This window comes from Agrococcus sp. ProA11, from assembly GCF_039880525.1.
GTDB lineage: Bacteria > Actinomycetota > Actinomycetes > Actinomycetales > Microbacteriaceae > Agrococcus > Agrococcus chionoecetis.
Genome location: NZ_CP156989.1, coordinates 55,479 through 75,257 on the forward strand (window position 1 = coordinate 55,479; position 19,779 = coordinate 75,257).

The window sequence follows — 19,779 nt, forward strand, 5'->3', positions numbered from 1 at the left end:
CACGCTAGCTCGGTGCCCTCGCCGGGCCCCCAGGGGCAACTCAGCCTTGTCCGCAGAATTCCTCAGTCAGCCATTCCCGGATGCCGGGGGAGGCTCGAGTGCGCTACGCGGTCGGCGTGCGCGCGTCGTAGGCGAGGAAGGTGCGCTGGGCGCGGGTCAGCACCGCGATCAGCACGATGATCGCCAGGCCGCCGAAGAGCTGCGGTGCCCACAGCGCCACGAGAGTCGCGGTGACGCCGGCGTAGAGATCGCCGACCCGGGGGCCGCCGGCGACGACCACCGTGAACAGGCCCTGCGTGCGCCCGCGCATGTCGTCCGGGGCTGCCGTGAGCATCATCGTGGAGCGGAAGATCGCGCTGATCTCGTCGCTCGCGCCCATGCCGGCGAGCGCGACGGCGGCGATGCCGAGGGCGACCCACGACACGTTCGGCCATTCCGGCCCGACCGTGCCGCCCCATCCGAGCGTCATCGCCAGGATGACGCCGCCGAGCAGCGCGACGAAGCCGCCGTAGACCTGGATGGCCCTGGCGACCGCGAGGCCGTGCCGGTGCACGTGGGCGACCGGGCCCGAGAAGATGCTGGCCAGCAGCGTGCCGACCGCTGCCGCCGCGGTCAGCACGCCGACGGTCACCGGCCCGCCGCCGATCGCGAACGCCGCGACGGCCGGCAGCAGTGCGAACGGCCGCCCGAAGGTCATCGCGACGATGTCGACGAGGAACGACATGCGGATGTTCGGCGCCTGGCGCAGGAAGCGCGCGCCGTCGCGCAGCGATTGCAGGCCCGGCCGCGCGACGTGCCCCAGCGGCGGCAGCTTCGGCAGGCCTACGACGCCGAGGAAGCCAGCCGTGAACAGCACCGCATCGATCGCGAAGGTGTACGGCAGGCCGACGGCGGCGACGAGCACGCCGGCGGCGGCCGGGCCGATCGTGAGCATGATGCCCACCGCGATGCCGTTGAGGGCTGCTGCTCGCGAGATCAGGTGCTCGGGCAGCAGCCGGGGCGTGACAGCGCTGCGCGTGGCACCCGAGATGGTGGCGGCGACGGTATTGATCGTGGTCAGCACGTAGAAGGGCCAGACGAGCGCTCGCTCGCCCTCGGCAATGAGTGCGGCGTCCCACGCCGAGAGCGCGACGAGGCCCAGGACCGCCGCCCAGCCCGTGAGGCTGGAGATGATCAACACGAGCCGCCGGTCGAAGGCATCCGCGAGCATGCCGCCCCAGAGGCCGGCGACGACCATCGGCACGAGCGCGATGCCGCCGACCAGCGCGACCATCAGAGTGCTCTCGGTCATGTCGAAGATCTGCAGGCCCACGGCCACGATCGTCATCTGCGCGCCGATGCCGCTGATGGCGTTGCCGATCCACAGCCGGGCGAACACCGGGGATGCGCGCAGCGGCGTCAGGTCGACGAAGCGACGGCGCCGCTCAGGGGCAGCGGGGGAGTCGGTCTCCACGCCGGCGGGCGGGAGGATGCCGTGACCGTCGGTCACGCGATGCGGTCGATGCCGTACAGGGCGTCGATCGCGGAGAGGAAGTCGTCGTGGCGACCCTCGGCGGCGAGCTCGCGAGCCCGCACGGTCGGCTGGTGCAGCAGCACGCCCGCGAAGTGGCGCAGCGCCTGCTCCGCTGCCCTGCGCTCCGCTTCGCTGCCGCGCTTGGCGACCCGGTCGAGCTCGGCCTCCATCGCCGCCTCGACGTGCTGTCGCAGGGCGGCGATCGCCGGCCCCACCTCGTGCTCGGCCGTGCCGCGCTCGAAGCGCCGGGCAGCCTTCTGCACCAGATCGCGAGCGTGATCGGTCGCGGTCAGATGCTCGAGCGGTGCGTGCAGACGGATCGTCTCCAGGTCGAGCAGCTGGACGCCGTGCACGCCACCGACATCCGGGTCGACATTGCGCGGCAGGCCCATGTCGATGACGAGCTGGGCCGCGCGGCCGTGCTCCACCGGGCAGCGTGCCGCGGTCTCGAACGAGCCAGCGTCGACGGGGCAGTCCGCGGGCGTCTCGGCTGCAGAGCGCGCGGTGCTCGCGTGCGCCGTTCTGGTGGACGCGGCATCCGCGTGCACCGGGCAGCCGGGGCCGCTGTCGGCGCCGGGGAACGCGTGGGTGGCGGCGAGCTGCATGCGGCCGGCGTTCAGCAGCGCGGCGTCGACGACGAACCGGTCGGCGCTCGTGCAGGTGACGATCACGTCGGCGCTGGCAGCCGCCAGTGCGGCCTCGCGTCCGTCGACGTGGCCGATCGCGTGGCTGCGCGCGAACCCGTCGCCGCGGCCGGACGGGCTCCAGACCTCGATGTGCGAGGCGCCACGTCTGCGCAGCTCGGCGAGCGAGACGCCCGCGAAGCGTCCGGTGCCGACCAGCAGCACGCGGGTGTCGGTGAAGTCGACGCGAGCGCTGGCCAGGTCGAGCGCGAGGCGCACGATCGAGCGGCCAGCCTCGCTGATGCCGGTGCGGTTCTTGATGCCGCGCTGCGTCTCGGAGGCGCGCTGGAAGAGGCGCTCGAGGTGCGGGCTGGTGGTGCCGGCCTGCTGTGCAGACGCGAGCGCCCGGCGCACCTGGCCGGCGATCTCGCCCTCACCGATGACCACCGACTCCAGGCCGGCGGCGACGGAGAAGAGGTGCTCGGCGGCGCGCAGCTCGGCGAGCGGCTCGAGGGCTTCCGGCTGGTGGGGGCCCAGCGCGGCCGCGGCTGCGGATCGCGCGATGTCGGCGGCCTCCTGCGCGTCGCCGGCCGCGTGCACGTCGAGGTAGACCTCGAAGCGGTTGCAGGTCGAGACGACCACCGCGCCGTCGACGGCAGGGTGCGCGGCGAACGCGGTGGGAAGCTGTGCTGCGTCCGCGGTCGACAAAGCCTCGAGGGCGGTGAAGTCGGCGTTCTTGTGGCTCGCCGTGAGGCAGATCAGCACTGACCCATCCTACCCGGTGTCCCCTGCTGGTTCCTGCGCGCCGTCCGTCAACCGGCTCCCTGGCTCGGCAGCGCGAATACGCGGCCGCCAGACCAAGGGGCCGGTTGACGGACGGGCGGAGGTCGGGGCGGGCGGTGTGGGGCGTCCGGGCGGCGGGCGCCGCGGGTGGAGCGCGGAGCGCGGGGAGCGGACGGCGCTGACGCGGTGAAACTGGGAGCCGTCGGCGGCAGGAAGGTGGGAGACTGGAGGCGATGTCCACGCTCCGTGAAGACCACCCGCTCAACACCCGCACCGGGGCCTCGCGCCTGGTGCGCGCCTACCGCGGTGACCGCCCCGAGGTCACGCCGGTCTGGTTCATGCGGCAGGCGGGGCGCTCACTGCCGGAGTACCGCGAGCTGCGAGCGCGCACCGACGGGCCGGCGCGCGACATGATCGAGACCTGCCTGGTGCCGGAGCTGGCGAGTGAGATCACGCTCCAGCCCGTGCGCCGCCACGGTGTCGACGCCGCCATCTTCTTCAGCGACATCATGGTGCCGCTGCGCCTCGCGGGTGTCGACGTGCGCATCGAGCCCGGGGTCGGGCCGGTCGTGGCCGAGCCCATCCGCACCCCGGAGGACGTCGACCGGCTGGTCGCCAACGACCCGGCCGGTCTCGATGCGGCACTCGAGCCGGTGCGGGAGGGCGTCCGGCAGACGGTCGCGGGCCTCGCCGAGCTCGGCGACGGCTCCACCCCGCTCATCGGCTTCGCGGGCGCGCCGTTCACGCTGGCCGCCTACCTGGTCGCCGGTCGCCCGTCGAAGGATCACCTCGAGGCGCGCACCCTCATGCGCTCCTTCCCCGACGCCTGGGATCGTCTCGCCCGCTGGGCGGGCGAGGTCACCGGCCGCTTCCTGCGCGCGCAGGTCGAGGAGGGCGCGAGCGCCGCGCAGCTGTTCGACTCCTGGGCGGGATCGCTGCCGCTCGACCAGTACCACGAGCACGCCGCCCCGGCCTCGCGCCTGGCGCTCGACGCAGTGCGCGACCTCACCGACGCATCCGGCGCGCGGGTGCCGCTGGTGCACTTCGGCGTCGGCGCGGGAGAGCTCTACAGCGCCATGGATCTCGACGTCGACGCGGTGGGTGTCGACTGGCGCGTGTCGCTCGATGTCGCGCTCGAGCGCATCGGCAGCGACGTCACGGTGCAGGGCAACCTCGACCCGGCGGTGCTGGGCGCGCCGTGGGAGATCATCGAGGCGGCCATCGATCACGTGCTGATGGCCGGTTCGGTGGCTCGTGCGCACGTGTTCAACCTGGGCCACGGCGTGCCGCCGTCGGCGGACCCCGCGGTGCTCACGCGCATCGTGGAGGCGGTGCACGCACGGTGACGGGCCCTGAGGCGCAGGCGCCTGCGTCGGTGCCGGACGAGCGCGCGCGGGTCGACACGATCGTGGCCGGAGGCGGCATCGCGGGTCTCATGGTCGCGCACGACCTGGCTGCCAGGGGCTATCGCGTGCTCGTGCTCGAGGCCGGCGACCGCATCGGCGGCACCGCCGCGAAGCTGGAGCTGCCCGATCTCGACCTCGCGCTGGATGCGGGCGCCGAGTCGTTCGCGGTGCGCGGCGGCGCGGTCGCCGCGCTCGCCGGGGAGCTGGGTCTCGGCGAGGCGATCGTCGAGCCGAATGCGGCGGGCGCCTGGCTGCAGCTGACCGACAAGGCGGTGCCGATGCCGAAGCGCACGCTGCTCGGCATCCCCTCGGTCCCGCTCGCTCGCGACGTCATCGACGCGCTTGGCTGGGGCGGCGCGCTGCGGGCGCACCTCGACCGGCTGATGCCGGTGCTGCGCATCGGCACCGACGACGCGCTGGGGCCGCTCGTGCGGCGGCGCATGGGGCAGAGGGTGCTCGACCGTCTCGTCGCGCCCCTCGCCGGAGGCGTCTACTCCTCCGACCCGGAGCTGCTCGACGTCGACGTCGTCGCGCCGGGCCTCAATGGCGGCATCACGCGCGCTGGCTCGCTCTCCGGCGGCGTCGCCTACGTGCTCGAGGAGCGCGCCCAGGCAGCGGGCGGAGCCGACGACAAGCCGGGCAGTGCCGTGCAGGGCATCCGCGGCGGCATCCATCAGCTGTCCGAGCGGCTGGCGGCGCGGGCTCGCGAGCACCACGCCGTCATCCGCACCGGTGCGCGGGTGGTGCGCGCGACCGAGACCGACGACGGCTGGTCGGTGGAGACGGATGCGGGCACGCACGAGGCGTCATCGCTGGTCGTCGCGCTTCCCGAGCGCGAGGCGCGCCAGCTGCTCCTGCCCGCGGTCGAGTCGCTTCCGCCGGTCGAGGAGCGTGCGGCGCAGCCGCACGCGTCACGAGACCACTCCGCCCAGCCGCACGCGTCAGGAGACCACGACGTCACCGTCGAGCTCGTCACCCTCGTCTTCCCGCCCGGCGCCATCGAGGGCGATCCACGCGGCACCGGCGTCCTCGTCGCCGCCGACAACACCAAGGTGCGGGCGAAGGCCATGACCCACGCGACGGCCAAGTGGGCCTGGCTGCGCGAGGCGGCCGGAGGCCGCGAGATCGTGCGCCTCTCCTACGGCACGGGCGCCACAGCGCCCGCCACCGAGGGTCTCGACGATGCGGCCGCCGCAGCGCTCGCGCTCGCCGACGCGCAGGCGATCCTCGGCACGACGCTGCCGCAGCCGATCGCCAGCGCTCGTGTGCGCTGGCGACGCGGCCAGCCCACCAGCATCGTCGGCGCGCGCAGCCGCCAGCAGGAGCTCCGCGATGTCGCGGCAGCGCATCGGAACCTGTTCGTCGTCGGCGGCGCGGTCGCCGGCACCGGCATCGCGCAGGTGGTGCCCGATGCGAGGAGGACCGCGCTCGAGATCCGCCGCGAGCACTTCGCCGTGCAGGGCACCCCCTGGACGGACGACATCCTGCCCGACGAGACGGGCAACCCCGATGAGTCGGTCGACCCCGACGAGCGCAACCAGCCCGACGAGCCCAACCGGTCCATCGAGCCGAGCGAGCAGGGCGCGCCCGACACACCAGCAGCAGGACGAGGAGAGGCATGAGCGAGCAGCAGACCCCGCAGCCCGAGATCGGCGACGGCTACACGATCTGGGCGGTGTTCCAGCGCGGCGCAGGCGGCGGCGAGCAGGGTGCGTCGCTCGCGAGCGTGCTGTCGGAGCTCGAGGCCGAGGGCGTGGTCACGCGCGGCATCTACGACGTCTCCGGCATGCGCGCCGACGCCGATCTGATGATCTGGATGCATGGTGCCAAGGGCGCGTCGACGGCACCGGAAGCGCTGCAGTCGGCCGTGCGCCGGGTGCGCCGCTCACGCGAGCTCGCGGGTGCCGAGCAGGTGTGGGGCGCGATGGGCGTGCACCGCGATGCGGAGTTCAACAAGCGGCACGTGCCCGGATTCCTGCGCGACGTCGAGCCGAGGCGGTGGGTGACGGTGTACCCCTTCAACCGCTCCTACGAGTGGTACCTGCTGCCCGCCGAGGAGCGCAGCCGCATGCTCGCCGAGCACGGCAGGGCCGGCGCCGCCTTCCGCGGGGTGATCGCGAACACGGTCGCCGCGTTCGCGCTCGGCGACTACGAGTGGATCCTGCCGATCGAGGCCGACGAGCTGACCGACCTGGTCGACATGATGCGCGAGCTGCGCGCCGTCGACGCCCGTCTCCACGTGCGCGAGGAGATCCCCTTCTACACCGGACGTCGCATCGACGTCGACGAGATCGAGGAGGTGCTCGCGTGAGCGAGACCATCGACAACGACCAGACCGCCAGCGAGCAGGGCGGCGGATGCTGCGGAGGAGGCTGCTGCGGCGGGGCACAGACCCAGCCCGCGCAGGCCCAGCCCGAGCAGGCCCAGCCCGCGCAGCGGCAGACGCAGCAGCAGCAGGCGCAGGCCGCCGCCGAGCGTCGCGAGACCAAGCCGGATGCCGCGACCGCGGTGCACATCGAGCCCGGTGCGGCGGTGCCGAGCGCGACCCCCGCCGCGCAGTCCGGCCCCGAGCACGTCGAGCAGCCGGTCGCCTACGACGGCATCCTGCTGTCGGGCTTCGGCGGCCCGGAGGGTCAGGATGACGTCATCCCGTTCCTGCGCAACGTCACGCGCGGCCGAGGCATCCCGGATGAGCGCCTGGAGGAGGTCTCGACCCACTACCGGCACTTCGGCGGCGTCAGCCCCATCAACCAGCAGAACCGCGACCTGAAGGCTGCGCTCGAGGCTGCGCTCCAGGCGGCCGGGATCGACCTGCCGGTCTACTGGGGCAACCGCAACTGGGCGCCCTACCTCGACGAGGCGCTGCAGCAGGCGTCCGATGCGGGCGCCACCTCGCTGCTCGCCATCCCCACCTCCGCCTACTCCTCCTACTCGTCGTGCCGGCAGTACCGCGAGGACTGGGCGGATGCGCTCGAGGCGACCGGGCTGCAGGGCACCATGCAGATCGACAAGGTGCGGCAGTTCTTCAACCACCCGGGGTTCCTCGCGCCGTTCATCGATGGCGTGCGCGACACCGTGGCCGAGGCACGCGATGCCGGGTTCGCGGATGCCGACATCGAGGTGCTCTTCGCGACCCACAGCATCCCCACCGCCGACGCGGAGCGATCCGGCGCGCCCGACCTGCACGAGTGGGGGCCGGGCGGCGGCTACGAGGGGCAGCACCTCGCCGCCGCCGAGCACGTGATGACGGAGGCCGCTCCCGGGCTCGCCTGGCAGCTGGTCTACCAGTCGCGCTCGGGCCCCGCGTCGCAGCCGTGGCTGGAGCCCGACATCAACGACGCGATCGAGGCGCTCGGCACGGATGGGGCGCCCGAGCGCAAGGCGGTCGTGATCGTGCCGCTCGGCTTCGTCAGCGACCACATGGAGGTCATGTGGGATCTCGACGAGGAGGCCATCGAGACGGCCACCGAGCGCGGCCTGTGGGTGCGGCGCGCACCGACGCCCGGTGTCGATCCGCAGTACGTCGGCGCACTCGTCGACCTCGTGCAGGAGCGGCTCGAGGGCCGTCCGGCCGCCGAGCGGAAGGCCGTGACGACGATCCACGCCTGGTATGACACCTGCCGGCCGGGGTGCTGCGAGAACCCGCGACTGGGCTTCCGGCCCGCGATCGCGGGGCTGCAGCCGTGAGCGCGCTGAAGGTCGGCACGCGCGGCTCCGCGCTCGCACTGGCGCAGACGCGCGCGCTCGCCGCGCGCTTCGACGTCGAGGTGGAGATCGTCGAGATCACCACGCAGGGCGACACCGACCGCTCGTCGCTGCAGCAGATCGGCGGCACCGGCGTGTTCGTGTCGGCGCTGCGCGACGCGCTGCTCGACGGGCGCGTCGACGTGGCCGTGCACTCCATGAAGGATCTGCCGACGGCGGACGCACCGGGCATCGAGCTGGCGGCAGTCGTCAAGCGCGAGGATTCGCGGGATGCGCTCTGCGCGCGCGACGGACTGACCTTCGCCGAACTGCCGGAAGGCGCGCAGGTCGGCACCGGTTCGCCGCGCCGTGCGGCGCAGCTGCGTGTTGCCCGCCCCGACCTCGAGGTCGTCGACATCCGCGGCAACGTGCCCACCCGGCTCGCCCGCGCGCAGGGCGACGCGGAGACCGGTGAGGGCGCCGACCTGGACGCGGTCGTGCTCGCGCTCGCGGGGCTCAAGCGACTCGGGCTCGAGGGCGCCGCGACCGACATCCTCGACCTGATCGACTTCCCCACCGCGCCCGCGCAGGGAGCGCTCGCCGTCGAGATCCGCGCCGACGACGCGGTCGCCCGCAAGGCCGTCGCGAAGACCGATCACGCCTCGACGCGCGCGGCGACCGCGGCCGAGCGCCGCGTGCTGTCGCGGCTCGAGGCCGGATGCGCCGCCCCGCTCGCCGCGCATGCCGAGGTGGTCGACGGGATGCTGTTCCTCACCGCCATCGCCTACGCGACCGACGGCTCGAGCAAGCTCACGGCATCGCACGCCTACACGCTCGACTCGACCAGACCGGCAGAGCTGCAGGAGGCGGCGCTCGACGTCGCGGATCGAGCGGTGGCCGAGCTCATGGAGGCAGGCGCCGCCGAGCTCATCCACTGACGCCGGCCGCGACGCGCCATCTCAGCGCCACGCGCGAGCGCCGACGCGCGGCGTCCGCCGTCGGTGATTGGATGCGGAGCACGCGATCCATCGGAGGAGACCCATGCGCGTCCTGATCCCCCGCGGCGGCAGCTGGGGCGACGATGTCGCCCAGCGCGTCACCGACGCTGGCTTCGAGCCGCTCATCCTGCCGCTCGTGCAGATCGAGCCGGCCGATGACCAGCAGCAGCTGCAGCTCATGCTGGATCACCTCGCCGAGGGCCGCTTCGACTGGCTGATCGTGACGAGCCAGTCGACCGTGCGGGTGCTGCCGCGCGTGCCGGCGAGCGTCTCGGTCGCTGCGGTCGGCTCGGTGACGGCAGCCGCGCTGCGCGAGCGCGGAGTGCCGGTGGCGTTCATCCCCACGAAGCAGTCGGCTGCGGGGCTGGTCGACGAGTGGCCGATCCGGGAGGGCCGCGTGCTGTGGCCGCACGCGCTGGATGCGAAGCCGACCATCGCCGCAGGCCTGCGTCAGCACGGCATGCAGGTGTCGGAGGTCGTCGCGTACAAGACGGTGCCGGCCTTCTCCTCCGGCGAGGCGCTGGTCGCCGCCGTGACCGACGTCATCCCGGTGCTCGACGCGGATGGGCTGCGGCACCAGCAGGAGCTGCAGGAGCAGGAGGAGGCGGGCCACGACGGCACCGACGCGGTGCTGACCGCCGTCGAGCCGGCCGAGACCCCCATCGACGCGGTGCTCGTCACCTCGGGATCGGTCGCGAAGCAGGTCGCGCGGCTGGGCCTGCCGGCCGACACCCGCATCATCGCGATGGGGGAGCAGACGGCGGAGGACTGCCGCCGCGTCGGCCTGCGGGTGGCGAGCATCGCGAAGCACCCGAACGCGGCGGGCCTCGTCGACGCGCTCACGGCCGCGGCCTGAACCCGCCGACCGTTCGGCCGGAAGCGAAGCATCGACCGCCCAGACGTGGGGGCCTGGCGGAGGCGGAGCGACGGGCGTAGCGTCAGGACCGCCAAGAGCAGGCAACGGATCGGCCTCGGAGGTCAGGATGCGCGTCGACGTGGCGAGCCTCGACCGGGCGATCGCGAGGCGGCCCTTCACGGGCGTCATCGCGATCGACGTCGGCGACGACCGCACCCTCGAGCGCGCGGAGGGTTTCCTGCATCGCGCGCTCGATGTCCGGATGCGCGCCGATGCGCGGATCGCGATCGCCAGCGGCGGCAAGGCGTTCACGGCGCTCGCCGTCATGCGACTGGTCGAGCAGGGCGCGCTGCGGCTCGACCAGCGCGCGCGAGCGCTGCTCGGCGACGACCTGCCACTCATCGACGACGCCGTCACGATCGAGCAGCTGCTCGATCACACGTCCGGCATCGGCGACTACCTCGACGAAGCTGTCGAGCGGGAGGTCGACGAATTCGTGCTCCCGCTGCCAGTGCACGCGCTCACGACGGCCGAGGCGTTCGTGCCGATGCTCGATGGCTGGCCGCAGTCATCGGCGCCAGGGCAGCGCTTCGCCTATTGCAACGGGGCCTACCTGGTGCTCGCCGTGCTGCTCGAACGGGTCACGGGCCAGTCGTACCACCGGGCGGTGCAGCGACTCGTCCTCGACCCAGCGGGTCTCGACCGCACCGGCTTCCTGCCCCTGAATGCGCTGCCGTCGGATGCGGCTCTGGGCTATGTCCACGACGCGGGCGACCTCGTCAACACGCTGCATCTGCCGGTGCTCGGCAACGGAGACGGGGGTGTCTTCACCACGGCCGACGACCTGCATCGCTTCTGGCGCGCGCTGCTCGGAGGCAGGATCGTCTCGAGCCCAACGCTCGACGCGATGATGCAGCCGCGCAATGACGTCCCCGACGAGCGCATGCGCGCAGGCATGGGGCTGTTCCTGCACGAAACGCTCCCGGTGCTCGTGCTCGAGGGCTACGACGCCGGCGCCTCGTTCTGCTCCTGGCACATCCCGGCCTCCGATACCTCGGTGAGCGTGCTCGGCAACAGCTCCGAGGGCGGCTGGCCCGTCATGCGGGTGCTGCGCGACGCGATCGAGGCGTCGCTCTCCTGACCCTGCGATCGCCGTCCGACGCTCCGCACGCTGCGCGCGGGTAGTCAATCCATCGGCGCGGGCAGTCAATCGCGCTTGGGGCCATCGCGCGACCATGAGGGAGCAGAAGACCCTCGATCCCTAGGAGTCCCGTGTCCGATCAAGCACAGCGTGGTGCCCTGAAGCCGAACCAGCTCGGCGTCCCGGCCATCGTCTTCCTCGTCCTCGCCGCCGTCGCGCCGCTCACCGTCGCGATCGTGGTGCTGCCGCTCGCGATCGGGTTCGGCAACGGCGGCGGCATCCCGGTCGCCGTCATCGTCGTCGCGATCGCGCTCCTCCTCTTCGCCATCGGCTACGCGCAGATGTCGAAGGAGCTCGTCAATGCCGGCGGCTTCTACGCCATCGCCGTCAAGGGACTCGGCCGCACGGCCGGCCTCGTGACCGGCCTCATCGCCACGCTCGGCTACAACTTCTTCGTCGCGGGAGCCCTCGGCACCATCGGCTTCTTCACCGGTGCCGTCGTCCTGCCGGCGCTGTTCGGCTTCGAGGTGCACTGGTTCCTTGCCGGCGTCGTGCTCTTCGGCATCGTCTTCCTGCTCGCGCGCTCCGGCATCCACATGAGCGCCGTCGTGCTCGGTGTCGCGCTCGTGCTCGAGACGGTCATCCTGGTCGCGTTCGCGATCTCCGTGCTGGTGCAGGTCGGGTTCAGCCTCGATGCCTTCACCTTGGCGCTCAGCCCCGAGATCCTCGTCGGCGGCTCGATCTGGATCGCGTTCCTGATGGTGGCGACGGCCTTCATCGGCTTCGAGGCCACGGCGCTGTTCAGCGAGGAGGCGCGCGAGCCCCGCAAGACGATTCCGCGCGCGACCTACACGGCGATCATCTCGATCGGCGTGCTGCACGCGTTCACCGGCTGGGCGATCGTCAGTGCCGTCGGCGTCGACGGCGCGCAGGCAGTCGCGCTCGACAGCCTTGCGGCGGGCGACATGACGCTCGTGCTCATCGACACCTTCCTCGGCCCGGTCATCGGCATGATCGCGCTCGTGCTGCTCGTCGTGAGCCTGTTCGCCGCGCAGCTGGCATTCCACAACGCCGCCGCCCGCTACCTCTACGCGCTCGGCAGGGCGCGCGTGCTGCCGGTCTGGCTCGCCAGGACCAACCGCAATGGCGCGCCGGAGCGGGCCCAGCTCGTCAACCTGCTGTTCGCGGTCGCCGTGGCGGGCATCTTCGCGCTCGCGGTGGAGACCGACCCCGACGGCAACCCGCTGCCGCCGGTGCTGACGCTCGTGCCGGTCGGCCTGGGCTTCGGCACCCTCGCGGTGCTGATCGTGCAGACGATTGCGGCCCTGTCGGTCGTCGCCTACTTCCGCAAGCAGTCGGATCCCCGCCTCTGGAGCACGCTCATCGCGCCGGGGCTTGGCTTCCTGGCGCTGCTCGGGTTCAGCGGCGGCGCGATCTTCAACTTCACGCTCGTCGCGGGATCCGAGGCGCTCTACGTGCGGCTGATGCCGTGGCTGCTGGTGCTGGCACTGGTCGGTGGCATCGGCTACGCCTTCTACCTGCGCACCCGGCGGCCAGAGATCTACGAGCAGCTCGACACCGACATCGAGCGCATCGACGAGCTGGACGCCGCACGCGCGTGAGGATGCCGCTCCACCGGCTGCCGTGACGGGTGGCCGGTGGAGCGGGTCGGTGGAGCGGTTCGGTGGAGCGGGCCAGGGGGCGGGCCGACGGGGCGTGCCGGCGGCACCGCGAGTACCCTGGAGGCAATGCCTCCCACCATCCGTCCCCGCCGGCTGCGGCAGAGCGCTCCCATGCGTCGCCTCGTGGCCGAGACCCGCATCCACCCCGCGCAGCTCGTGCTGCCGATGTTCATCGCCGAGGGACTCAGCGAGCCCCGCCCGATCAGCTCGATGCCGGGTCAGGTGCAGCACACGCTCGACTCCGCCGCCCGTGAGGTCGAGCGTGCGATCGTCGCAGGCGTCGGCGGCGTGATGCTCTTCGGCGTGCCGCAGGAGAAGGATGCGCAGGGCTCCGGCGCGACCGACCCCGACGGCATCCTCAACGCCGCGACCGCGTTCCTTGCCGAGCGCTTCGGCGACGCGACGGTCGTGCAGACCGATCTGTGCCTGGACGAGTTCACCGACCACGGCCACTGCGGCGTGCTCGCCGGCGACGGCTCGGTCGACAACGACGCCACGCTCGAGCGCTACGCCGACATGGCGATCGCGCAGGCGGAGGCGGGCAGCCGCATCCTCGGCCTCAGCGGCATGATGGACGGCCAGGTCGCTCGCGTGCGCGCCGCGCTCGACGAGCGCGGGCACGCCGACACGGCGATCCTCGCCTACAGCGCCAAGTACGCCTCCGCGCTCTACGGACCGTTCCGCGAGGCCGTCGACTCCAGCCTCACCGGCGATCGCAAGACCTACCAGCAGGATCCCGCCAACCGCCGCGAGGGTCTGCGCGAGGCGCTGCTCGACCTCGCCGAGGGCGCCGACATCGTGATCGTGAAGCCTGCCAGCCTCTATCTGGACGTGCTTGCCGACGTGGCCACCGCATCCGACGTGCCCGTCTGGGCCTACCAGGTCTCCGGCGAGTACGCGATGGTCGAAGCGGCCGCCGAGCGCGGCTGGATCGACCGCGACCGCCTCATCACCGAGAGCATCACCTCGATCGTCCGAGCCGGCGCCGACACGGTGCTGACCTACTGGGCGATCGAGCAGGCCGAGTGGCTGGGAGTCCGTTCATGAGCACCAACGCAGAGCTCTTCGAGCGCGCCAAGCTGGCCATCCCGGGCGGCGTCTCGAGCCCCGTGCGCGCCTTCGGCTCGGTCGGCGGCACGCCCTCGTTCCTCATCAGCGCCAAGGGCGCGTACGTCACGGATGCCGAGGGCCGCGAGCTGGTCGACCTGGTCGCCAGCTGGGGGCCCGCCATCCTCGGCCACGCGCACCCGGAGGTCGTGGAGGCGGTGCAGCATGCCGCAGGCCGCGGGCTGTCGTTCGGCGCGTCCACACCCGGCGAGGCGCTGCTCGCGGAGGAGGTCGAGCGACGCGTGGGCCCGGTGGAGCGGCTGCGGCTGGTCTCCACCGGCACCGAGGCGACCATGACGGCCATTCGACTCGCGCGCGGCGCCACCGGCCGCGACCTGCTGGTGAAGTTCGAGGGCCACTATCACGGCCACTCCGACGGCCTGCTCGTCGCGGCGGGCTCCGGCCTCGCGACGCTCGCGATGCCCGGCTCGGCCGGCATCCCCGCCGCGGTCGCCGCCACCACCCTGGTGGTGCCCTACAACGACCGCGATGCGATCGAGGCCGTGTTCGCCGAGCACGGCGACCGCATCGCCGCCGTCATCGTCGAGGCGGCCGCCGCCAACATGGGCGTCGTCGAGCCCGACGGCGACTTCAACGGCTTCCTCGCCCGCACCGCGCACGCGCACGGCGCGCTGCTGATCAGCGACGAGGTGCTCACCGGATTCCGCGTCCATCGCGGCGGCATGTGGGGGATCGAGCAGTGGACCGGCGACGAGGCCCCCGACCTCGTGACCTTCGGCAAGGTGATCGGCGGCGGCATGCCGCTCGCCGCGCTCGGCGGTCGCGCGGACGTCATGGAGCAGCTCGCACCCACCGGCCCCGTCTACCAGGCGGGCACGCTCTCGGGGAATCCGGTCGCCGTGGCCGCCGGCCTCGCGACGCTGCGGCTGACGACCGACGGCGTCTACCAGCGGCTCGACCACGCTGCCGACGTCATCACCGATGCGCTCACGGATGCGCTGCGCGCCGAGGGCGTCGCGCACGCGATCACGCGGGTCGGCAGCCTGTTCTCGGTCGCATTCCGCGAGCAGGCGCCGACGAACTTCGACGAGGTGCGGACGCAGGATGCGTTCCGCTACCCGCCGTTCTTCCACGCGATGCTGGACGCGGGCGTGAGCCTGCCGCCGAGCGTGTTCGAGGCCTGGTTCGTCACGGCGGCGCACGGCGACGAGCCGCTCGCGCGCATCGTCGACGCGCTGCCGGCGGCCGCGCGCGCGGCGGCCGCGGCCGCCCCGCGCTGACGCCGCTGCGCTGACGCCTGGTCCGCGAGCGCATTGCCGCGGCGGGCTGGCGAGCCCGCCGCATCCGGCCCCTAGTCGCAGACGCGGTCCGGGGCTACCGTGGCGGCATGACGACGCAGACGGCATGCCCGACGTGCGGCAACCTCATGCAGCAGATCGTCTGGGGCTACGGCACGATCGCCGACGTCGCCGATGCGGGCGACGTCGCGATCGGCGGCTGCGTCATCGACGTCGACGACGTCGGCAGGGTCGCCGCGCTGCAGTGCCCGGCGTGCGGCACGCGCGCGGACGAGCACGGCGTGGCGCTCGAGCGGCCGCGGCCCGCGACCACCGAGCATCCGTTCGGCGTCGCCTTCAGCAGTTCGCAGCACCCGAGACAGGAGATGACGATGCGTGAGCAGTCGGATGCCGACGGCGACGTCGGCGCTGCAGAGGAGGCGGACCCGTCGCGGTTCGTCGACGGTGACTTCGGGGGCATCGCGTCCGGAGGTGACTGGCGCGACCATGTCGAGCCCTATGCCTCCAGGGAGGATCCGGTGCCGACGTCGTCGGCGCCCTCGCCCGAGCGCGTCGAGCCCTACGCATCCCGCGAGGACGAGGTGCCGGAGCGGTCGGCGTCGGCGCCGGACCGCGTCGAGCCGTACGCCTCCCGCGACGATGAGGTGCCCGAGCGCGGGGGATCGGCGCGCGACCGCGTCGATCCGTACGCGTCGCGAGAGGACCCGGTGCCCGAGCGCGACGGGGAGTGGCGCGACCACATCGATCCCTTCGCGGCCGACCCCGGCTCGCAGGGCGTGCCGGGTGAGCCGCTGCCCGGCGAGGCGGTGTCGCCCGAGACCGCGATGGCCGAGGCGTCGGCGGGCGAAGCGGGGCCGGGCGTCTCGATCGACGGCCGCGCCCTCGACACGAGCGACTTCACCGACGCCGAGGAGGAGGGCTGGCCCGCGCGCGGCCCCGAGTAGCGCCACCCTGAGTTGCGCCACCCCGAGCTGCGCGACGCCGAGCCCGCCACCCGAGCCCACACAGGTCGCCAGCGGAGGACGGAACGCCTGGTTGGTCCTTGAGGGAGGACGGATCGTCCTCTCTTGGGGATTCGTCCTCTCCTGGGGATTTGTCCTCTGCTCGGGACGCTGTGCGGCCCGCAGAGGCGCCGCCTCAGCGCCGCTCAGAAGAGCCGGGCGTGCGCCGAGTCGATGCCGCGCATCTCGTCGTAGTCGAGCACGACGCAGCGGATGCCGCGATCCTCGGCGAGCGTGCGCGCCTGCGGCTTGATCTCCTGCGCCGCGAACACGCCCGTGACCGGTGCGATGCGCGGATCGCGGTTCAGCAGCTCCAGGTAGCGGGTGAGCTGCTCGACGCCGTCGATCTCACCGCGCCGCTTGATCTCCACCGCCACGGTCGCGCCGACCGAGTCGCGAGCCAGGATGTCCACCGGCCCGATGGGCGTCATGTACTCCCGGCGCCACAGCTCGAAGCCATCGCCCAGCCGCTCGATCTGCTCGGCGAGCAGCACCTGCAGGTGCGCCTCCACGCCGTCCTTGACGAGTCCCGGGTCGATGCCCAGCTCATGCGAGGTGTCCGAGAGGATCTCGTGCACCGAGACGATGAGCGAGTCGCCGGTCTTCTTGTGGGTGACCTTCCAGATCTCGGTGACGCCGGCATCCGCCTGATCGTCATCAGGCGCGGATGCGCTGAAGATCGCGGGCGGGCTCATCCAGTTGAGCGGCTTGTAGGAGCCGCCGTCGGAGTGCACCAGGATCGAGCCGTCGGCCTTCAGCATGAGGACGCGCGGCGCGAGCGGCAGGTGCGCAGACAGGCGTCCGGCGTAGTCGACGGAGCAGTGGGCGATGACGATTCTCACGCGTTCTCCTTGATGGTCGTGCCGCGCTCGCGGGCGACGGGGCTGGTGAAGAAGGAGAGCAGGACGAAGGCGAGCACGACGAGCAGCGCCAGGCGCAGCCCGACGAGGTCGCCGAGCAGACCGAGCAGCGGCGGGCCGGCGAGGAACGCCAGGTAGCCGATCGCCGAGACGGTGCCGACGCGTGCCGCCGCCAACCGCGGGTCGTCGGCTGCCGCGCTCATGCCGACCGGGAAGCCGAGGCTCGCGCCCACGCCCCACAGCACGACGCCGGTGATGACGAGCGGCGCGGGCTCGGCGACGATCACGAGCAGCAGCCCGGCCGCGGCCAGCGCGGCCGTCGCCCGCAGCACCGCAACGCGGCCGAAGCGCTCGAGCAGCGGCACACCGACCACTCGGCCGAGCGTCATGGCGGTGAGGAAGAGCGCGAGCACGAAGGCGCCGCCCTCGTTGGAGAAGCCGTGCCCATCGACCATGGTGAGCGCGAGCCAGTCGTTGGCGCTGCCCTCGGTGAGCGACATGCCGAGCACCAGCAGGCCGAGCAGCAGCGTGCGCGGATCCTTCCAGACCGAGAGTCGCTCCCTGAGCGTGACGGGCTCGTGATTCTCCTCCAGCACCTCCTCGGGGATGGCGCGGGCGACGAACGCCGCGAGCGCCGCGATGCCGATGCCGATCCCGGTCGCCTGCCAGCCGATGCCGATTTCGAGCAGCTCGAAGAGCCCGCCGAGGCCCGCTCCCGCAACGGTGCCGAGCGAGAAGGAGGCGTGGAACAGCGACATGATCTGTCTGCCGGACGCGCGCTCGTAGGCCGCTCCCGTGAGGTTCATGCCGACGTCGGTGATGCCGATGACGCTGCCGCCCAGGATGAAGCCGGCCACCAGCAGCCACATGAGGCTCGCATCGGCGGCCCAGCCGGCGACCCCGAGCCCGAGGCCGACGATGACCATGCCCAGCGGGATCACCCGACGTGCCCCGAAGGCGTGGAGGATGTGGCTGGCGAGCAGCAGGCCGGACACCGAGCCGATCGAGATGCCCAGCAGGATGAGCCCCATCTCGCCGGTCGTCACGTCGAGCTGGTCGCGCACGTGCGGCACGCGGGCGAGCCAGCTCGCGAGGCTGCAGCCCATCGCGAAGAAGGTGGCGAAGACGGCGTTCCGCCAGGCGGTCAGGGAGGGCACCGAGCCATTCTGCCGTGCTTCGGGCTGTGATGCGTGCCCCGGTCCCGTGCGCGGCCGATGCGCACCGCACCCGTTGGTTACGCATTTGCGCAATCATGCAAGTCGCGCGATCATGGAGGCATGCGCCGCGCACTCGCTCACCCCGCTTACCGGCGCCTGTTCCTCGCGCAGGTGGTCGCACTGGCGGGCACCGGCTTGGCGACCGTCGCGCTCGGGCTGCTCGCCTACCAGCTCGCACCGGCTGACGCAGCGGGCGTGCTGGGCACGGTGTTCGCCATCAAGATGATCGCGTACGTCGTCGTTGCTCCACTCGCTGCGGCGCTGCTCGCGCGGCTGCCGCGTCGCGCGGTGATGGTGGGGGCGGATGTCGTGCGGCTGCTGATCGCCGCGAGCCTGCCGTTCGTGAGCGAGGTCTGGCAGATCTATCTGCTCATCTTCGTGCTGCAGGCGGCCTCCGCCACTTTCACGCCCACCTTCCAGTCGGTCATCCCCGACGTGCTGGAGGACGAGGAGGACTACACCGCGGCGCTGTCGCTCTCGCGCTTGGCCTACGACCTCGAGGCGGTGCTCTCGCCCGTGCTCGCCGCGGTGCTCCTGCTGCTCGTGCCGGCGAGCGCCCTCTTCTTCGGCACCGCCGCAGGCTTCGCCGCCTCGGCGCTGCTGGTGCTGGCGGCCGCCGTGCCGCGTCGCCGCGCGGAGCCGGATGCCCCGGCGATGCCCTTCGGTGACCGCGTCCGGCACGGCATGCGGCTGTTCGTGCGCACACCGTCGCTGCGGCCGATTCTCGCGCTCAACCTCGTGGTCGCCGCAGCCGGCGCCTTCGTGCTGGTGCAGACGGTCGTGATCGCGAAGAGCTCGCTCGGCCTGGGCGACGAGGCGGTGGCGCTGCTGCTGGCGGCCAACGGCGCCGGCTCGATGGCGGCGGCGTTCGCGCTGCCGGTCGTGCTTCGGCGCGCGCCGGAGCGCCCGGTGATGCTCGGCGGTGCCGCGCTGCTGGTGATCGCGACCGCTGCGGCAGCCGCCGCCGTCATGGTGCCGGCGCTGCCGGGAGCGCTCGTGATCGCGGGGCTGTGGTTCGTCGTCGGGCTGGGCTGGGGTGCGGTGGAGACCCCGGTGGGCAGGCTCATCCGCCGCGGGGTCAAGGCCGCCGATCTGACGCCGGCCTTCGCGGCGCAGTTCGCGCTCTCGCACGCGTGCTGGCTGCTGACCTATCCGCTGGCGGGCTGGCTCGGCGTCATCGGGCTGCCGGGAACCGCGCTCGTGCTCGCCGGAGTGGCGCTGCTGGCGACGATCGCCGCGTGGCGGCTCTGGCCGGCTCCGGCGCGCTCGGCGTCTGGCACGATGCAGGCATGAGTCACCCAGAGCGGCCGTCGCGCCCGCCGAGCTCCGACGAGGTGCGCGTCGCCGTCGAGGTGCTCAAGCTGCTCGCCGACCCGACGAGGCTCGCGATCCTCGCCATGCTCGAGAGCGCCGAGCTGCCGGTCGGTGCGATCGCCGAGGCGCTCGGCCGCCCCGTGCCGGCGGTCTCGCAGCATCTCGCGAAGCTGCGTGCGAGGAGTCTCGTCGTCGCGCGCCGCGATGGCAGCTCGGTGCGCTACAGCCAGCCCGATGAGCACGTCGCACGCCTGGTGCAGAACACCCTGCAGCACGCCGAGCACAGGCTGCACGACCAGCCCCCGCACCACCTGCCCTGAGGCAGCCCGCCCGGC

The 19,779-nt window shown here is 72.7% G+C and carries 17 protein-coding genes; 13 read left to right on the forward strand and 4 right to left on the reverse strand.

Annotated features, from left to right (window positions below):
• Window positions 1–103: 103 nt before the first annotated feature.
• Both ABG090_RS00280 and ABG090_RS00285 read right to left on the reverse strand, forming a co-directional pair.
• Window positions 104–1,489 carry an MFS transporter gene (locus ABG090_RS00280; protein ID WP_347755276.1) on the reverse strand — a complete coding sequence of 462 codons (1,386 nt, stop codon included), beginning with the start codon at window positions 1,487–1,489 and terminating at the stop codon, window positions 104–106.
• On the reverse strand, window positions 1,486–2,901 hold the full coding sequence (locus ABG090_RS00285; RefSeq protein WP_347755278.1) for a glutamyl-tRNA reductase: 1,416 nt from the start codon (window positions 2,899–2,901) through the stop codon (window positions 1,486–1,488). Before ABG090_RS00285 ends, ABG090_RS00280 begins: the two co-directional genes overlap by 4 nt.
• 251 nt (window positions 2,902–3,152) lie before the next feature.
• Here ABG090_RS00285 and hemE point away from each other — a divergent pair, with 251 nt between their 5' ends.
• The 11 genes from hemE to ABG090_RS00340 all read left to right on the forward strand — a co-directional run bounded on the left by hemE (window position 3,153) and on the right by ABG090_RS00340 (window position 15,996).
• Window positions 3,153–4,265 carry a uroporphyrinogen decarboxylase gene (gene hemE, locus ABG090_RS00290; protein WP_347755280.1) on the forward strand — a complete coding sequence of 371 codons (1,113 nt, stop codon included), beginning with the start codon at window positions 3,153–3,155 and terminating at the stop codon, window positions 4,263–4,265.
• On the forward strand, window positions 4,262–5,947 hold the full coding sequence (hemG, locus tag ABG090_RS00295; RefSeq protein ID WP_347755282.1) for a protoporphyrinogen oxidase: 1,686 nt from the start codon (window positions 4,262–4,264) through the stop codon (window positions 5,945–5,947). The genes hemE and hemG overlap by 4 nt, the downstream gene beginning before the upstream one ends.
• Complete coding sequence (gene hemQ / locus ABG090_RS00300; RefSeq protein WP_347755285.1) at window positions 5,944–6,636, forward strand: hydrogen peroxide-dependent heme synthase; 693 nt, start codon at window positions 5,944–5,946, stop codon at window positions 6,634–6,636. Before hemG ends, hemQ begins: the two co-directional genes overlap by 4 nt.
• A gap of 221 nt (window positions 6,637–6,857) precedes the next feature.
• Window positions 6,858–8,012, forward strand: coding sequence for a ferrochelatase (locus tag ABG090_RS00305; RefSeq protein WP_347757630.1), 1,155 nt, complete (start codon window positions 6,858–6,860; stop codon window positions 8,010–8,012).
• Complete coding sequence (gene hemC / locus ABG090_RS00310; protein ID WP_347755287.1) at window positions 8,009–8,947, forward strand: hydroxymethylbilane synthase; 939 nt, start codon at window positions 8,009–8,011, stop codon at window positions 8,945–8,947. The genes ABG090_RS00305 and hemC overlap by 4 nt, the downstream gene beginning before the upstream one ends.
• 103 nt (window positions 8,948–9,050) lie before the next feature.
• Entirely contained in the window at window positions 9,051–9,863 is an 813-nt protein-coding gene (locus ABG090_RS00315) for a uroporphyrinogen-III synthase (protein ID WP_347755289.1), read from the forward strand.
• 127 nt (window positions 9,864–9,990) lie between these two features.
• Window positions 9,991–11,004 carry a serine hydrolase domain-containing protein gene (locus ABG090_RS00320; RefSeq protein ID WP_347755291.1) on the forward strand — a complete coding sequence of 338 codons (1,014 nt, stop codon included), beginning with the start codon at window positions 9,991–9,993 and terminating at the stop codon, window positions 11,002–11,004.
• A gap of 131 nt (window positions 11,005–11,135) precedes the next feature.
• On the forward strand, window positions 11,136–12,626 hold the full coding sequence (locus tag ABG090_RS00325; protein WP_347755294.1) for an APC family permease: 1,491 nt from the start codon (window positions 11,136–11,138) through the stop codon (window positions 12,624–12,626).
• A gap of 126 nt (window positions 12,627–12,752) precedes the next feature.
• Window positions 12,753–13,733: a porphobilinogen synthase gene (gene hemB / locus ABG090_RS00330; RefSeq protein ID WP_347755297.1), complete on the forward strand. Its 981-nt coding sequence runs from the start codon at window positions 12,753–12,755 to the stop codon at window positions 13,731–13,733.
• Window positions 13,730–15,034 carry a glutamate-1-semialdehyde 2,1-aminomutase gene (hemL, locus tag ABG090_RS00335; protein WP_347755299.1) on the forward strand — a complete coding sequence of 435 codons (1,305 nt, stop codon included), beginning with the start codon at window positions 13,730–13,732 and terminating at the stop codon, window positions 15,032–15,034. Before hemB ends, hemL begins: the two co-directional genes overlap by 4 nt.
• A gap of 107 nt (window positions 15,035–15,141) precedes the next feature.
• Window positions 15,142–15,996 (forward strand): hypothetical protein, encoded by an 855-nt coding sequence (locus ABG090_RS00340; protein WP_347755302.1) that lies wholly within the window; start codon window positions 15,142–15,144, stop codon window positions 15,994–15,996.
• Window positions 15,997–16,199: 203 nt separating this feature from the next.
• Here the strand turns inward: ABG090_RS00340 and nucS are convergent, their stop codons facing one another.
• Complete coding sequence (gene nucS, locus ABG090_RS00345) at window positions 16,200–16,895, reverse strand: endonuclease NucS (protein ID WP_347755304.1); 696 nt, start codon at window positions 16,893–16,895, stop codon at window positions 16,200–16,202.
• Window positions 16,892–18,070 (reverse strand): MFS transporter, encoded by a 1,179-nt coding sequence (locus tag ABG090_RS00350; RefSeq protein WP_347755306.1) that lies wholly within the window; start codon window positions 18,068–18,070, stop codon window positions 16,892–16,894. Before ABG090_RS00350 ends, nucS begins: the two co-directional genes overlap by 4 nt.
• A 120-nt stretch (window positions 18,071–18,190) precedes the next feature.
• On the opposite strand from ABG090_RS00350, the gene ABG090_RS00355 reads away from it, so the two are divergent.
• Complete coding sequence (locus ABG090_RS00355; protein ID WP_347755309.1) at window positions 18,191–19,423, forward strand: MFS transporter; 1,233 nt, start codon at window positions 18,191–18,193, stop codon at window positions 19,421–19,423.
• A complete protein-coding gene (locus ABG090_RS00360) occupies window positions 19,420–19,764 on the forward strand; it encodes a metalloregulator ArsR/SmtB family transcription factor (protein WP_347755312.1) in 345 nt (114 codons plus the stop codon). The genes ABG090_RS00355 and ABG090_RS00360 overlap by 4 nt, the downstream gene beginning before the upstream one ends.
• The last annotated feature ends 15 nt before the right edge of the window (window positions 19,765–19,779 follow it).